At 72.0% G+C, this 14,635-nt stretch carries 12 protein-coding genes and 1 tRNA gene; 6 read left to right on the top strand and 7 right to left on the bottom strand.

Going from position 1 to position 14,635, the window contains the following annotated elements:
* Window positions 1-111 precede the first annotated feature (111 nt).
* Together DEJ13_RS13715 and DEJ13_RS13710 are read right to left on the bottom strand one after the other, a co-directional pair.
* Entirely contained in the window at window positions 112-795 is a 684-nt protein-coding gene (locus DEJ13_RS13715; protein WP_220037538.1) for a TetR/AcrR family transcriptional regulator, read from the bottom strand.
* A gap of 364 nt (window positions 796-1,159) precedes the next feature.
* On the bottom strand, window positions 1,160-1,921 hold the full coding sequence (locus DEJ13_RS13710) for a trimeric intracellular cation channel family protein (RefSeq protein WP_111105779.1): 762 nt from the start codon (window positions 1,919-1,921) through the stop codon (window positions 1,160-1,162).
* 69 nt (window positions 1,922-1,990) lie between these two features.
* Between DEJ13_RS13710 and efeU the strand changes: the two genes are divergently transcribed.
* Genes efeU through DEJ13_RS13695 form a run of 3 tightly spaced genes read left to right on the top strand, consistent with a single transcriptional unit; the run spans window position 1,991 to window position 6,070 of the window.
* A complete protein-coding gene (gene efeU / locus DEJ13_RS13705; RefSeq protein WP_111105778.1) occupies window positions 1,991-3,580 on the top strand; it encodes an iron uptake transporter permease EfeU in 1,590 nt (529 codons plus the stop codon).
* The gene (efeO, locus tag DEJ13_RS13700) at window positions 3,567-4,793 is read left to right on the top strand and encodes an iron uptake system protein EfeO (RefSeq protein ID WP_111105777.1); all 1,227 of its coding nucleotides are present in this window, start codon (window positions 3,567-3,569) and stop codon (window positions 4,791-4,793) included. The genes efeU and efeO overlap by 14 nt, the downstream gene beginning before the upstream one ends.
* Window positions 4,790-6,070 carry a Dyp-type peroxidase gene (locus DEJ13_RS13695; protein WP_111105776.1) on the top strand — a complete coding sequence of 427 codons (1,281 nt, stop codon included), beginning with the start codon at window positions 4,790-4,792 and terminating at the stop codon, window positions 6,068-6,070. Before efeO ends, DEJ13_RS13695 begins: the two co-directional genes overlap by 4 nt.
* 426 nt (window positions 6,071-6,496) lie before the next feature.
* Here the strand turns inward: DEJ13_RS13695 and DEJ13_RS13690 are convergent, their stop codons facing one another.
* Together DEJ13_RS13690 and DEJ13_RS13685 are read right to left on the bottom strand one after the other, a co-directional pair.
* Entirely contained in the window at window positions 6,497-8,749 is a 2,253-nt protein-coding gene (locus tag DEJ13_RS13690) for a bifunctional metallophosphatase/5'-nucleotidase (RefSeq protein WP_111105775.1), read from the bottom strand.
* Window positions 8,750-8,912: 163 nt separating this feature from the next.
* Window positions 8,913-10,070 carry a Gfo/Idh/MocA family protein gene (locus DEJ13_RS13685; RefSeq protein WP_111105774.1) on the bottom strand — a complete coding sequence of 386 codons (1,158 nt, stop codon included), beginning with the start codon at window positions 10,068-10,070 and terminating at the stop codon, window positions 8,913-8,915.
* Window positions 10,071-10,153: 83 nt separating this feature from the next.
* Between DEJ13_RS13685 and DEJ13_RS13680 the strand changes: the two genes are divergently transcribed.
* The 3 genes from DEJ13_RS13680 (at window position 10,154) to DEJ13_RS13670 (ending at window position 12,608) form a co-directional block, all read left to right on the top strand.
* On the top strand, window positions 10,154-11,575 hold the full coding sequence (locus DEJ13_RS13680; RefSeq protein WP_056119536.1) for a glucose-6-phosphate dehydrogenase: 1,422 nt from the start codon (window positions 10,154-10,156) through the stop codon (window positions 11,573-11,575).
* 67 nt (window positions 11,576-11,642) lie between these two features.
* Window positions 11,643-12,428, top strand: coding sequence for a dienelactone hydrolase family protein (locus DEJ13_RS13675; protein WP_056119533.1), 786 nt, complete (start codon window positions 11,643-11,645; stop codon window positions 12,426-12,428).
* Window positions 12,429-12,535: 107 nt separating this feature from the next.
* Window positions 12,536-12,608 (top strand) — tRNA-Arg (locus DEJ13_RS13670).
* A gap of 151 nt (window positions 12,609-12,759) precedes the next feature.
* On the opposite strand, the gene DEJ13_RS13665 is transcribed toward DEJ13_RS13670, so the two are convergent.
* From DEJ13_RS13665 to DEJ13_RS13655, 3 genes are read right to left on the bottom strand one after another with little or no spacing between them, the layout of a single operon-like run.
* Window positions 12,760-13,851: an alkene reductase gene (locus DEJ13_RS13665; protein ID WP_056119530.1), complete on the bottom strand. Its 1,092-nt coding sequence runs from the start codon at window positions 13,849-13,851 to the stop codon at window positions 12,760-12,762.
* 52 nt (window positions 13,852-13,903) lie between these two features.
* Window positions 13,904-14,116, bottom strand: coding sequence for a hypothetical protein (locus DEJ13_RS13660; protein WP_181436922.1), 213 nt, complete (start codon window positions 14,114-14,116; stop codon window positions 13,904-13,906).
* 45 nt (window positions 14,117-14,161) lie between these two features.
* A complete protein-coding gene (locus DEJ13_RS13655; RefSeq protein WP_056120215.1) occupies window positions 14,162-14,605 on the bottom strand; it encodes a MarR family winged helix-turn-helix transcriptional regulator in 444 nt (147 codons plus the stop codon).
* Window positions 14,606-14,635: the final 30 nt, after the last annotated feature.

Genomic DNA, 14,635 nt, shown 5'->3' with positions numbered 1-14,635 from the left:
CCGGGTGGTGCGAGGCTGATGCCCCTCACGGGGCGGTCAACCTCGCACCGAGTGCACCGAGCGCCCGCAGCGCGAGCGCACGCAGCGCCCGCAGCGCGAGCGCCCGCGGCGTCACCGTTGGCGGATGACCGCCTCGACCAGGGTGGCGACGACCTCGCCGGGGTTCGTCCCGTCGAGCGCCGGCGCATCGAACACGAGACCGACGTTCGCGCCGATGAGCGCCTCGGAGAGCACGTCGAGCGGCATGCCCGGGTCGACCTCGGGGTGCGCGTCGAACCACAGGTGCACGAGCCGCGCGACGCCGTCCTGCAGCACGCGGCGCTGCCGGACGAACTCGGGCAGGAACTCCGGGTGCCGGATGGCGTACCCGCGGAACTCGGACAGCAGGGCGAACTGTTCGCTCTGGTCGTGCCGCCCGAACGCCGTGCGGACCACGTCACCGATGTCGGTCGCGGCGACGTCCTCGCTGACCAGGTCGTCGAGCGAACCGAGCACCAGGTTCGTCGCGCGCTGCATGACCTGCGCGAGGAGGTCCTCCTTCGAGGAGAAGTTCGAGTAGACCGCGCCCTTGCTGAAGCCCGCGCGCGCAGCGACGTCGTCGAGGCGGGCCTCGTGCACACCGTGTTCGGCGAAGACCGCAGCGCCCGCGGTCAGCAGCCGCTCCCGGACCTCGGCACGCGGCGTCCGGGTCGGGCCGGTGGCTGTCGCGTCGTCGGGTCGAGCCCCGGACGACGCAGCAGCGGACGAGGCCGCTCCGGTCGTCGGGCTGTCGTCGGGGACATCGGCGTCGTGCATCTGGTCCTGGTTCAGATGAGTGCCCGTCCCGGTGGTCGGGCGGTGGGCAGGCGTGTGGGCTGTGGGCTCCGGTCCCACTCGGTGTCGTCAGCGCTGTGCAGCCCGGGACCTGCCGCACCGCGCGTCTGAACCCGCGCGGAGCGGTGGAGCCCCCGTTGGCTGCACACCCCGCGCTGCTCCGACCGGTACCGCCGCATTCGGGTCGCGTCGGTGTCGATTCGGGCCCCCTGGCGTGCGGAACACGCCGTGTGGGACAACGCCGGGATGAGGTGCGCCGGGTACTCGATACCCGGCGGTTTCGATGATAGGCGTCGCGCTCGGAGCGGGGAAGCAGGTCGGCGTGATGGGGACAACTCCCGGGTGGTCAGCGCTCGTCGTCGGCGTGCACGCTGCCGTCACCGTGCCGTCGCCCGGGCCGTCGGAGCAGCCGGACGGCGTCCGGACGCAGCCCGCGGCCCCGGCGCAGCAGCGAAGCGAGCGTCGACTGCGGTTGCCACTCACGGCCGTTCGGCAGACCCCAGCCCCACCGCACAGCACCCCAGCGCAGCAGGAGCGAGAGCACCACGGCGGCGACGATCCCGATCGTGGGCGAGCCGAGCGCGGATGCGATGACCATCACCGCCGAGGCGGCCACGGCCACCGACGCGTAGAGCGCGTTGCCGCCGAACACCGCCGGGACGCGTCGCAACAGCAGGTCGCGACCGACCCCGCCGCCGACGGCCGTGATCGTCCCCATGATGATCGCGGCCGGCCACTCGAGCCCGGCGTCGAAGGTGCGCTGGACCCCGACCACCGCCCAGAAGCCGATGACCGCGGCGTCGAGGAAGGTGAACAACCGGTCCCAGCCCCGCTCCGAGAAGGAGACGAAGAAGGCGACCAGGGCGCCGGCGACGGCGACCGGCAGGTAGAGCGGGTCCGTCAGGGCGACCGGGGGGCCGTTCTGCAGCAGGACGTCGCGGAGCATGCCGCCGCCGAGCCCCGAGACGAACCCGACGACCAGGAACCCGAACAGGTCGAAGTCCATCGTCCGGGCCACTGCGCCCCCGAGCAGCGCGGACGCGAAGACCCCGGCCAGATCGAGCACGTTCGTGACGGCGGCGAGACCGTCCGCCGAGAGCAGGTTCATGAGAACCATCCAACCCCACGCCGCCGTGCTCGACGGAAGCCCGGAAGTAAGGCTAGCCTTGCCTACGTCATGCTCGTCACCCTCGTCATCGGTCTCCGTGAAGGCCTCGAAGCCACGCTCATCGTCGGCATCATCGCCGCGTTCCTGCGCCGCAACCGTGCCCCGCTCGCGCCGATGTGGCTCGGGGTCGGCGTCGCGGTCGCGCTGAGCATCGCGGTCGGCTTCGGCCTGCAGGCCGTCGAACAGGCCCTGCCCCAGGCGCAGCAGGAGGGCATGGAGGCGGTCATCGGCATCGTCGCGGTCGTCTTCGTCACGGGCATGATCGTCTGGATGCGCACGCACGCGCGGCACCTCACGAAGGAGCTCGAGGCGAGTGCGACCGAGGCGCTCGGCCGCGGGACCGCCTGGGCCCTGGCGGGGATGGCGTTCCTGGCGGTGCTCAAGGAGGGCTTCGAGACCTCGGTCTTCCTGCTCGCCACGTTCCAGGCGTCGAGCGACACCGGACTCGCAGCCCTCGGCGCCGTCGTGGGCATCGCCGCCGCGGTCGCCGTCGGGTACGGCATCTACACCGGCGGCGTCCGGATGAACCTGGCGAAGTTCTTCACCGGGACGGGTGTCTTCCTGGTCTTCGTCGCCGGCGGCCTGGTCCTGACCGTCCTCCGCCGGGCCCACGAGGCCGGGTGGGTCGTCATCGGCCAGCAGCGCACCGTCGACCTGAACTGGCTCGCCCCGAACGGCTCGGTGCAGGGAGCCCTGGTCACCGGCGTGCTCGGCATCCCGCCGGACCCCCGCGTGATCGAGGTCCTCGGCTGGGTGCTCTACGTCGTGCCCGTCCTGGCGATCTCCCTGTGGCCGCGCGCTTGGCGACCCGCCCCCGCACGCGTCCCCGTGGTCCGCGGGAGCATCGCAGCCGTCCTCGCCGTCGCAGCAGCCGTGCTGGCGCTCGCCGTCCCCACCGGCGGCCTGCTCGTCCCGTCGACCGTGTCGGCGACCGGGGACCAGACGTCAGTGTCGGCCGAGGTCCACGGGCAGGCTGCGGTCCTCCGCACCCGAGGACACGGACGGGAGGCCCGTGTCGACTTCCCGGCGTCGGCCCACCGGTCCGTCAGCCGCGCCGGGGTCGCTGCCGACCGGTGGCGGTCCACCACCGACGACGGGTCCGACGGCCAGCCAGCCTCGCTGACGCTCGACGACCTGGTCGGGGTCTTCGGCCGTGTGCCCGTCGGCATCTCGCCCTCCACGAACCCCGGCCCGTTCCGGGCCACCTGGTCCGTCTCGACGACGACCACTCTCTGGTCGGTCGGTGGCGGGGTCCTGGACGCGACCAGCACCCAGCGCTCGGTGCTGACGCTGCGGGGTGGGGGCCTCCCGTCCGCACGCACCACGTCGATCGACCGCACCGCCTTCGCGGTGCCGGCCGCCCGCGTGCAGCGCACGGCCACCGCGGTGGCTGCCGGCGAGACCCGCTCCGCCGAACTCGCGCTCTGGAGCGCCTGGCTGCCGATCGCCCTGGGCGTGGCCGCAGCAGCGCAGCTCGGCCTCGCCCTGCGCGACCGTCGCCGTCTGGCTGCACCCGCGCACCACGACCCCGTACCCGTCCCCGCCCGCGGACCACCCGCCGGGGACCCGACAAGGAGCACCGCCCATGCCGTTCGTTGAGCGAACCGTCCGACCCCTCACCATCCTGGGCGCGATCGGCGTCGTGACCGCGCTGGCCCTGACCGGCTGCGCCGCGAACCCGTCCTCGGCGACGGACGATCCGTCGGCCTCGGGCAAGGTCGCCCGCGTCGCGATCACGCTGACGAACGACGGCTCGGACAAGTGCGCCGTGTCGACCACGAAGGTCCCGGCCGGCCCCGTCACCTTCACGGTCAAGAACGAGTCCTCGACCGCGATCACCGAGGTCGAGCTGCTGCAGGACCAGCGGATCTTCGGCGAGAAGGAGAACCTCGCACCGGGCCTGGCCGCGGTCTCGTTCACCAGCACCCTCGGCGGCGGCAAGTACCAGGTGTACTGCCCCGGCGCCGACACCGAGCTCACCGACTTCACCGTGACCGGCAAGGTCGCCTCGACCGCGAACAGCAGCGCCGCGACCCTCCTGAAGCAGGGCGCGACCGGGTACGCGGACTACGTCGACGCCCAGGTCAGCGACATGGTCACGGCCGTCAAGCAGCTGCAGACCCACGTCGAGGCGGGGGACCTCGACGCGGCCAAGAAGGACTACGCCGACGCCCGGCCGTACTACGAGCACGTCGAGAGCGACGTCGACGGCTTCGTCAAGAAGGGCTTCAAGGCCACCGACAACGCCGGCAACCTCGACTACCTGATCGACATGCGCGCGTCGAACCTCGACCCGGCGGTCGGCTGGAGCGGCTTCCACGCCGTCGAGCGGGACCTGTTCGCCAACGGTGCGATCACGGACGACACGAAGAAGACCGCGTCCGAGCTGGTCACGGACGTGCAGCTGCTCGCGAAGCTCGTGCCGACGCTCGACTACCAGCCCGAGGACCTGGCGAACGGTGCCGCCGGTCTGCTCGAAGAGGTCCAGTCGAACAAGATCTCGGGCGAGGAAGAGGCGTACAGCCACATCGACCTGGTCGACCTCGCCGCGAACGTCGAGGGCGCCCGCCAGGCCTTCGCGTACCTCAAGCCGGGGCTGACCAAGCTCGACCCGACCCTGACCAAGCAGATCAGCACGCAGTTCGACGCCACGAACACCCTGATGGACGGCTTCCGGAACGCCGGAGCCCCCGGTGGGTTCGACAGCTGGACCGACGCCACCAAGTCCGCGCACGCCAACGAGATCTCCCAGCGGGTGCAGGCCCTGCAGGACCCGCTGTCCCGCCTGGCCGAGAAGGTCGCGACCGCGTGAGCGCGGTCTCACGGCGCGGTCTGCTCGGCGCAGGGCTCGCGGCGGCCGGTGCCGGCGTGGGCGCGGTCGCGGGCGTCGCCGGAGCCACCGCGGCCACCGGCGTCGACCCGTTCAGCGCTGCGGCCAACGGTGACGAGTCCATCGACCTGTCGCTGAGCCACCCGTTCTACGCGACCGCCGCGCGCCAGCCGCAGGGCGGGATCCGCACCGAGCCGCAGCGGTACTGCGTGTTCATGACGTTCGACCTGTCGTCGTCCGTGAAGACCGACCTGCAGGTGCTGCTCGCACGTTGGTCGGCCTCCATCGCGCAGCTGCAGGCAGGCAAGACCGTCGGGTCGGTCGAACCCGCGCACGGCAACGGCGTCGGTGCGGACACGGGCGAGGCGCTCGACCTCGGGCCTGCGTCGCTCACCGTGACGGTCGGCCTCGGCCCCGGGGTCTTCGACGACCGCTTCGGGCTGGCGTCCTCGCGGCCCGCCGCACTGGCGGACATCCCCGCGCTGCCGAGCGACCGGCTGCAGGACGGCCTCAGCGGCGGCGACCTGTCCCTGCAGGCCTGCGCCGACGACCCCCAGGTGGCGTACCACGCGGTTCGCGACCTGGCCCGCATCGCACGGGGGACCGCGACCGTGCGGTGGACGGTGCTCGGGTTCGGGCGGGCGTCGGCAGGTCCGTCGCAGACGACTCCGCGCAACCTGATGGGGTTCAAGGACGGCACCCGGAACATCACGACCGACGAGGACTACGACCGGTTCGTCTGGCTCGGGGACGACGCCGGGTGGATGGCCGGCGGGACCTACCAGGTGGTGCGGAAGGTCCAGATGAACATCGAGATCTGGGACGCCGACGTCGTCAGCGACCAGCAGCGGGTGTTCGGCCGGACGAAGGTCGAGGGCGCACCGCTCTCCGGCGGGTCGGAGCACACGACGCCCGACTTCCACGCTCGCGCGGCGGCAGGTTCCGGGAAGTCGGACGGCGACACCGCCATCGACGCCCGCTCGCACGTGGCCCTCGCAGCGCACGAGAACAACGGCGGCGTGAAGATCCTGCGGCGCGGGTACAACTACACGGACGGGCTGAACCAGTACGGGCAGCTCGACGCGGGGCTGTTCTTCGCGGCCTACATGACCGACCCGGAGCACTTCACCCGGATCCAGCGGCGCCTGGGTGCGGTCGACCGGCTCAACGAGTACATCGCCCACATCGGGTCGGCGGTGTTCGCTGTGCCGCCGGCGCCCCGCGCGGGTTCCTACATCGGCGAGCAGCTCTTCCGGTAGCCCCGACGTCGCACAACCTGCCGCTCGCGTCCGCCGAGGTCGCGGAGGTCGCCGCGCACCGATGCCGCGAGCGACAGTTCGTGCGACCTCGGCGATCCGTCGGCGGCGGGTCGTGCGACGTCGGGGGACACGTAGACGCAGAGCGGGCCAGCGACGTGCCCTGAGGTGGGTGCCCTCCGCCGTTTCCCTGGAGACGGAGGACACCCGCGCCACGGAGTCACGCGATACGGAACCACCGCTCGCGAAGAGAGGCGACCCAGCGTGGCGCGTCGCGGGGCGACAGGCCTGAGGTTACCCGCCGTTCCCGGGGAACGACAGGCGATCGACGCCGACTGGCTACGCCCGGAGCGGACGTCCAGGTTCCCGGACATGACGGACGCCCCCGTGCCGCATGACTCGGGGGCGTCCGGCGTGCGGATCAGGCCGTCAGGCCCGCGTGCGCCTGCGACGAGCCGCCACCATCGCCGTGATCCCGGCGAGCAGGAGCAGCCCGGCGATGACGGCCGGAGCAGCCAGGTCGGCACCCGTGTACGCCAGGTCGCCGGAGCCACGGACGGCCGAGCCGCCCGTGCCCGCGCCGACGACGCTGCCGGTGCCCGCGCCCGCTCCGGTGCCGCCGTCACCCGCGACGGGGTCGGTGCCGGGGTCGGTGCCGGGGTCAGACGGGTCCGTCGGGTCGGTGCCCGGGTCGACCGCCGCGGCGAGCGGGACGGTCACGGGGAGGACGATCCGCGTTGCGCCCACGGTCACGACGAGGGGCTCGTCGGTGGTCGCCGCACGGCTCGCCGGAGCGTCCGCAGCGGTGGGGACGGTGAACGCCAGCGAGGCCGTGCCCTGTTCGTCCGTCGTGTCGACGACCGTCGGGTCGATGTCCCCCGTGGCGAGCAGCTGGTCGCCGGCGCTGACCGACACCGTGGTGGGCTGGTCGGGTGCGCTGCTGAAGACGAGCGACGACAGCTGCAGGGCGACGTCGTCACCGGGCTGGAAGCCGCCCTCGGGCGTGGGCGTGACCGTGACGCCGACCGAACGCTGGTCGTCGGCGACGGTGACGTCCGGGTTCGTTTCGAAGTACTCGACCTGGGCCTCGAGGTCGACCTTGCCGCTGTCCTGCTTGGCGGCCGCACCGGCGAAGGCGGTGAAGTTGTCACCACCGGACGCCAGGAACGAGTTCACCGTGACCTTGTAGGTCGTGGCGGCGTCGATCGGGGTGCCGTCGAGCGTCATGGACGTGATCCGCGAACCGGCAGCGGCCTCCGGGTCGTAGGCGTACGAGAAGCCCTCCGAGACGCCGAGCTTCAGGAACGGCCGGCTCGCCGTGGACGGCTGCCACTGCTGCTCGAGCGCCTGCTTGACCTGGGCCCCGGTCAGGTCGAGCACGACCAGGGTGTTGGCGAAGGGCTGGACGACCGCGGCTTCCTTGTAGGTCACGTCGCCGCCGGCCAGGTCCGCACGCAGACCGCCCGGGTTCATGAACGCGATCTGCGCACCCTGGCGCTCCTCGGTGGCGCTGCGCTGCACCTCGGCGACGAAGTTGCCGAGCGTCGACTCGCCGCCGCGGTTCTCGCTGCCGTCGGTCTGCACCGCGCGGCGCATGTCGACGTCGGTCGACCCGATCACCTGTGCTCCGCGCACGTCGGCCTCGGCGACCGCGGCGGAGACCGTCGCGGCGACCTGGGCGTCCGGCGCGAAGGTGCCGTCGACCAGCGAGATGTTCTCGGCGGTCGCGCCGACCGTGCCGTCCGCTGCCACCGTGAGCTGCAGGTGACCGAGGTTGAAGCCGTACGAGCCGGTCTGGACCACCGGGCGGGGGACCGTGCCACCATCGGGAACGACGTTGTGCACGTAGGTCTGGTGGGTGTGGCCGGACAGGATCGCGGAGACGTTCGGCGTCACGCCGTGCACGGCCTTCGCGAACGCGGTGTCGTTGTCGAGGTCACCCTCCGCCGAGGTCTCGGCGCCGTCGTGCACGAGCAGCACGAGCACGTCGGCCTCGCCGTTCGACTCGTCCCCGTCCTGCAGGTCCGCGGCGACCGCGTTGACCGAGGTGGTGATGTCCGCCATGCGGAGCGTGGAGATGCCGTCGGGGCTGACGAGCCCGGTCAGGTCCACCGTCGCGCCGATGAAGCCGACGCGCTTGCCGCTGATCTGCTGGATCGAGTACGGGTCGAACGCGGGCTGGCCCGTCGTCGCGTCGATGACGTTGGCGGAGACGTAGTCCCACTGCGCGTTGCGGGCGTCGTCCGGCCCGATCACCCGGTCCTGCAGGTCGGCGCGGCCGCGGTCGAGCTCGTGGTTGCCGATCGCGCTGACGGACAGGTCCATCTGGTTGAGGACGTCGATCGTGGGCTGGTCCTGCTGGATGAAGGACTCGAACGTCGAGGCGCCGATGTTGTCGCCGGCGCTGACGAACGCCGAGGTCGAGGGGTCGTCACCGCGCAGTTGGTCGAGCGCCCCGGCGAGCACCGCTGCGCCCGCGGCGTCCCCGGCGCGCGGCGTCGGCGTGCTGAGGGACTGGGCGATGCGCCCGTGGAAGTCGTTGACGTCGTAGATGTCGATCGTCGTGTCGCCCGGGGCCGCGACGGCGGCGGAGGGGACGGACAGGGCGACGAGGACGCCGGCGGTGGCCAGGGCTGTACCGGCTGCGATGCCGCGCCGTCGGGAGGTCGGTTTCGTGTTCATCGGCGTCGAACCTACGAGGACCCACAGACAACGCGCCAGGCTCGCGGGGTGAACGTCACACGCTGTTCACATGTCCGGACGGGAGGCCCGGCTCGGGTGACCGACGTCGGTCACCCGAGCCGGGCCTCCTGGCTGGTGCCCACCGCCGGCCCTGACACCGGTGTCAGCCGATCGCGCCCCAGCGGCCGTCGGCCGCGCTGGCGACGACGGCGTCGATCACCTGCGCGGAGCGGGCGCCGTCGGCGAAGGTCGGCAGGCCGTCGGGCGCGACCCCGGTCCGGACCGCGGTGTAGGTGTCGGCGACGAAGGCCGCGAAGGCGTCGAGGTACCCCTGCGGGTGCCCGGACGGCACGATCGCCAGACGGCGCTGGTCGGGGGAGCCCTGCGACGGGTCGCGGACCAGGATCTGCGCCCCGGTCTCGGTGCCGAACCACGCGGACTCGGGCTGCTCCTGGTCGAACGCGGCGGAACCGCGGGTGCCATCGACCTCGAACCACAGCCGGTTCTTGCGACCCGCGGCGACCTGCGAGATGACGACGTTGCCGATGCGACCGCTCCCGGTGCGGAAGGTCGCGACCGCGGTGTCCTCGGTCGTCACCTCGGCGCGGGTGCCTGCGTCGGCGATCGGGTCCGGGTCCGGCGACCCGGAGAACGACGGACCCGATGCTGCTGGTCGTGTCGGGTAGACGATGTCGGTCGCAGCACTGACGGTCGCGAAGCGCTCGCCGGTGACGAACTCGACCAGGTCGCACCAGTGCGACCCGATGTCCGCGAAGGCGCGGGACAGTCCGCCGGAGCCGGCGTCGACCCGCCAGGACGACGAGTCCTCGTCGAGCATCCAGTCCTGCAGGTAGTGGCCGTGGACCGCGAGGACCCGACCGAGGTCGCCGTCGGCGATCTTCGCGCGGACCTCGCGCACCATCGGGTGGAAGCGGTAGACGAACGGCACGGTCGCGACGACACCGGCCTCCGCGGCGGCGCGCTCGAGCTCGAGGGCCTGTGCGCTCGACACCGCGAGGGGCTTCTCGCACACCACGTTGATGCCCGCGCGGATGACGGCGAGCGCCTGCGGGTGGTGCTGGTCGTTCGGCGTGCAGACGTGCACGACGTCCGGCGCGTCGGCGATGACCTCGTCCAGCGAGGCGTAGCCACGCGGGACGTCGAGCTGCGCGGCGACCTGGGTCGAGCGCCCCGCGTTCCGGCCGAGCACCCCGAGCACATCGGCCCCGGCCGCCTTCGCGGCGCGCACGTGCACGGCCGCGATCATCCCCGTGCCGACCACGACCACGCGCAGTCGTCGTCCGGTGTCCTCAGTCGCCATGGTGCTCCCTCGCGCCGGTGCAGGTCTCCACAGTATTGGAACCACCCGTCCGTGCACCGGAACCGGTGGGTACGGTCAGGGGCATGGCGAGCCTCCAGACCACCCTCCTCATCCTCGGCGCCAGTGGCGACCTCTCCAAGCGCCTGCTGCTGCCGGGCCTCGCGACCCTGCTGGAGGTGAAGGAGGACTGGGACATCCAGCTCGTCGGCGCCGGCGTCGAGGACATCTCGGACGCCGACTGGAAGCAACTGGTTCACGACTCGTTCGAGAACGCACAGGCCTCCAAGAACGAAGAGGACGAGGGTGCCTCCGGGTCGAAGCCGCTGCCGAAGCGCCTGCAGGACGTCATCGACGCCTCGTCGTACCGCAAGGCCGACGTCACGAGCGCCGACGACCTCCGGGCACTGCTGGCCGACTGCCACCACGACCCCGCCGTGTACTTCGCGCTGCCGCCAGCCGTCACCGAGAAGAGCTGCGCCGTCCTCAAGGACCTCGACCTGCCGACCGGCACCCGCCTGGCGCTCGAGAAGCCCTTCGGCACCGACGTCGCCAGCGCCGAGCACCTCAACGCCCTGCTCCTGTCGTTCCTGCCTGAGGAGCGCATCCACCGCGTCGACCACTTCCTGGGCCGCGCCACCGTCCTCAACCTGCTCGGACTGCGCTTCGCGAACCGCATCATCGAGCCGTTGCTGTCGTCGGCGCACGTCGAGCGCGTCGACATCGTCTACGACGAGACCCTCGGGCTCGAGGGCCGTGCGCGCTACTACGACAAGGCCGGCGCCTTGGTCGACATGATCCAGAGCCACCTGCTGCAGGTGATGGCCGTCGTCGCCATGGAAGCTCCCGCGTCGATCGACGCCGACGACCTGCGCACCCAGAAGGAACTCGTGCTCCGCGCCGTGCGGCCGTGGGGCGGCGACCCGCTCACCGCCGGCAAGCGTGCGCGCTACACCGCCGGCACGGTCGGTGACCGCTCGATGCCCTCCTACGTCGACGAGGACGGGGTCGACCCGTCGATCGGCACCGAGACCCTGGCGCAGATCCAGCTCGAGATCGCGAACTGGCGCTGGGCGGGCGTGCCGTTCACGCTGCGGTCCGGCAAGGCCCTCGGTGCCCAGCGGCGCGAGATCGTCATCACGTTCAAGGACTCGCCGCACGTGCCCGACGGGCTCACCGGCGTGCAGCGTCCCGACCGGCTCCGGATCTGGATCGCGCCGGACAAGATGGACCTCGAGCTCAACGTCAACGGCCCGGGCGACCCCTACACGATCGACCACACCGTGCTCGAGACCACGTTCAACCCCGGCCGGCTCAGCGCGTACGGCGAGGTCCTGGCCGGCGTGCTCGAAGGCGACGCCACGCTCTCGGTCCGCGGGGACAGCGCCGTGCAGGGCTGGAAGGTCGTCGAGCCGTTCCTGACCGCGTGGAAGGCCGGCAAGGTCGACCTGGACGACTACGCCGCCGGGTCCGAGGGGCCCGACGGCTGGGACAACATCGACTGCTGAGTGCCTGCGGAGCCACCGGCCCGTCGTCCCCGGCAACGGCCGGGGCGGCGGGCGTAGCGTCCGGAACATGACCACGATCGACGACGTCCTGCAGACCGTCCCCGAACCCGCCGGAGCCGACATCCGTGTCGAGCCCGTCCGCTACGACCACGACGGGACCGCGCTCCTCGGGGTCCTCGCCAAGGACGCCGCCGTGTCGGGTCCGCGGCCCGGCGTGCTCGTCATCCACGACTGGCACGGCGTGAACGAGCACGTCGAGGCCCGCGTGACGATGCTCGCGCGCCTGGGGTACGTGGCGTTCGGCGCCGACGTGTACGGCGAGGGCGTCCGACCTGGCGACGACACCGCCGGCCAGGTCGCCGGCTCGTACTACCAGGACCTGCCGCTCATGCGTGCCCGGGTGCAGGCGGGCCTCGACCGGCTCCGCGCCGACCCCGACGTCGACCACTCCCGGATCGTGGTGATGGGCTACTGCTTCGGCGGCTCCGCGGCGCTCGAACTCGCCCGGACCGGTGCCGACCTCGCCGGGGCGGTGTCCTTCCACGGCGGGCTGATCGCCCACGACCCGTCCGACGCGTCGGCGATCCGGGCGAAGCTGCTCGTGATGACCGGTGCCGTCGACCCGGTCGTGCCCGATGACGCGGTCCAGGCGTGGGAGGACGAGATGCGCGCCGTCCCCGACCTCGACTGGCAGGTCGTGACGTACGCCGGGGCGATGCACGCCTTCGCGGTGCCGGAGACGGACGCACCCGACCACGGCGCGCAGTACCAGGCCCGGGCCGACCGCCGCTCGTGGCAGGCGCTCGAGGTGTTCCTCGCCGAGGTGTTCGGCGAGGAGCTCGCCACCGTCTGACCGCCCGTCGAGCCGGGCGACACGCCGACTGCGGCGTCGACCCCGGCTCGATTGGCGCTCCGTGCTGCACCTGTTGTAGAGTCTTCCACGGCCGCTTCGGCAGCCATGCGCTCGTAGCTCAATGGATAGAGCATCTGACTACGGATCAGAAGGTTGGGGGTTCGAGTCCCTTCGAGCGCACAGTTCCGTCGGTTCAGGACGACGGACTGACACCGAACCGCTGAAGGCCCCGATGCACACCGCATCGGGGCCTTTCGCGTTCCCGGGGTCGGACAGACAGGAGGCGCGGTGCCAGCCGGCACCGCGCCTCCCGCTCGTGTGGGCGGTGGTCCTAGGCCGTCGCGCGCACCTCGGCCAGCGTCGGGTAGTCCGTGTAGCCCTCGGCGCTCGCCCCGTAGAACAGCTCCGGCCGGGGCTCGTTGAGCTCCGTGTCGCGCTCCCAGCGGTGTGCGAGGTCCGGGTTGGCGATCGCCATCCGGCCGACGGCCACGGCGTCCGCCTGGTCGGCGTCGACCAGGGCGATGGCCTCGTCGCGGGTGGTCAGCGACGAGAAGCCCGAGTTGACGACGAACGGGGCGCCCGCGGTGCGACGGATGTGCTGCACGAGGTCACCGGTCGGCTCGGCGTGCAGGACGTCGATGAACGCCAGGCCCAGCGGGGCCAGACCCTCGGCGACGGCCGTGTAGGTGGCGCGGACGTCTGCGGCGTCGTCCTCGATGACGCCCTGGATGCCGTGCTCCGGCGACAGGCGGATGCCGGTGCGGTCCGCGCCGACGGCCTCGGCGACCGCGGTCGTGACCTCGATGGCGAAGCGCGCGCGGGCCTCGGGGGAGCCGCCGTACTGGTCGGTGCGGGTGTTCGACACCGGGGACATGAACTCGTGTACCAGGTACCCGTTGGCACCGTGGACCTCGACCCCGTCGAGCCCGGCGGCGATCGCGTTGCGTGCGGACTGCGCGAACTGCTGGACGACCTCGGCGACCTCGTCCGTGGTCAGCTCGTGGGGGACCGGCATGTCCGCCTTCGAGCCGTCGGCCAGGTGGGTCTGTCCCGGTGCGGCGACGGCGCTCGGGCCGACGATGCGCGGGGTGGCGGAGATCGACGTGTGCGAGACGCGGCCACCGTGCATGAGCTGCATGACGATGGTGCCGCCCTCGGCGTGCACGGCGTCGGCGACGCGGCGCCAGCCGGCGATCTGCTCGTCCGTCTCGATGCCGGGCTGACCGGGGTAGGAGCGGCCTTCCTGGACGGGCCAGGTGCCCTCGGTGATGATCATGCCGAGCCCCGCGCGCTGGCGGTAGTGCTCGACGAGCAGGTCGTTCGGGATGCCGTGCTCGCCGGCGCGGGTGCGGGTGAGCGGGGCCATGACGATGCGGTTCGACAGCTGCAGGGCGCCGAGGGAGGTGGGTTCGAAGAGCTTCACCTCAGGGCCAACGCACTGTTGCGGCGTGCAATTCCGTGTGTGCGGAGACCGGTCAGTCGCGCGGGCAGACCAGCGTCGAGGAGCGCACCTGTCCCTCGGGTCGGATCACCTGGTGCAGCGACAGCGGCCGGTGGCAGATCGGGCAGCCGCGGTCGACCGTGCGGTCGTCGAGGCCCTCGGCGTGCCCGGCACCGATCTGCGACGGCCCCATCTTCTCGATCAGCGTCGTGTTCCACCGCTCGTACCACCGGCTGAAGCGTCCCACGGTTCTCCTTTTCGTTCGTGCACTCACCATTGTCGCACGAACGAGTCACACCGTGTCGACGAGTTCCAGCAGCGCGGTGAGCTCGTCCTTCAGGGCCTCGAGGCGCGACAGCGGCCACCCGAGGCGCTCGGCGATCGTCACCGGCACCGTGCGGGCGCGGTCCCGGAGGGCACGTCCTGCCGTCGTGAGCGTCACCTCGAGCTGCCGTTCGTCGGCGGTGCTGCGCGTCCGCCGCACGTACCCGGAGGCTTCCAGTCGCTTGAGCAGCGGGCTGAGCGTCGCCGAGTCCAGCCGCAGCTCGCTGGCGATCTCGCGGACCGAGCGCGGGTCGTGCTCCCAGAGTGCGAGCATCACGAGGTACTGCGGGTGCGTCAGGCCCATCGGCTCGAGCAGGTCGCGGTACAGCCCGATGACGCTGCGGCTGGTCGCCGCAAGCGCGAAGCAGAGCTGTCGGTCGAGGGCGAGCGGGTCGAGGTCGGTGCGGGCCATGCTGCCAGCGTACCGTTCGTGCGCGAACGA

The sequence above is a fragment of the Curtobacterium sp. MCLR17_007 genome (assembly GCF_003234655.2).
Taxonomy (GTDB): Bacteria; Actinomycetota; Actinomycetes; order Actinomycetales; family Microbacteriaceae; genus Curtobacterium.
Note: the sequence above shows the minus strand (reverse complement) of the source record. Positions and strands in the feature narration are given on the sequence as shown.

Excerpts from the sequence above, each read along its gene's own strand:
- DEJ13_RS13655 (WP_056120215.1), bottom strand. The coding sequence starts at position 14,605 with ATGGCCCGCACCGACCTCGACCCGCTCGCCCTCGACCGACAGCTCTGC.
- DEJ13_RS13680 (WP_056119536.1), top strand. The coding sequence starts at position 10,154 with ATGGCGAGCCTCCAGACCACCCTCCTCATCCTCGGCGCCAGTGGCGAC.
- DEJ13_RS13710 (WP_111105779.1), bottom strand. The coding sequence starts at position 1,921 with ATGAACCTGCTCTCGGCGGACGGTCTCGCCGCCGTCACGAACGTGCTC.
- DEJ13_RS13690 (WP_111105775.1), bottom strand. The coding sequence starts at position 8,749 with ATGAACACGAAACCGACCTCCCGACGGCGCGGCATCGCAGCCGGTACA.
- efeU (WP_111105778.1), top strand. The coding sequence starts at position 1,991 with ATGCTCGTCACCCTCGTCATCGGTCTCCGTGAAGGCCTCGAAGCCACG.
- DEJ13_RS13685 (WP_111105774.1), bottom strand. The coding sequence starts at position 10,070 with ATGGCGACTGAGGACACCGGACGACGACTGCGCGTGGTCGTGGTCGGC.
- DEJ13_RS13715 (WP_220037538.1), bottom strand. The coding sequence starts at position 795 with ATGCACGACGCCGATGTCCCCGACGACAGCCCGACGACCGGAGCGGCC.
- DEJ13_RS13675 (WP_056119533.1), top strand. The coding sequence starts at position 11,643 with ATGACCACGATCGACGACGTCCTGCAGACCGTCCCCGAACCCGCCGGA.
- efeO (WP_111105777.1), top strand. The coding sequence starts at position 3,567 with ATGCCGTTCGTTGAGCGAACCGTCCGACCCCTCACCATCCTGGGCGCG.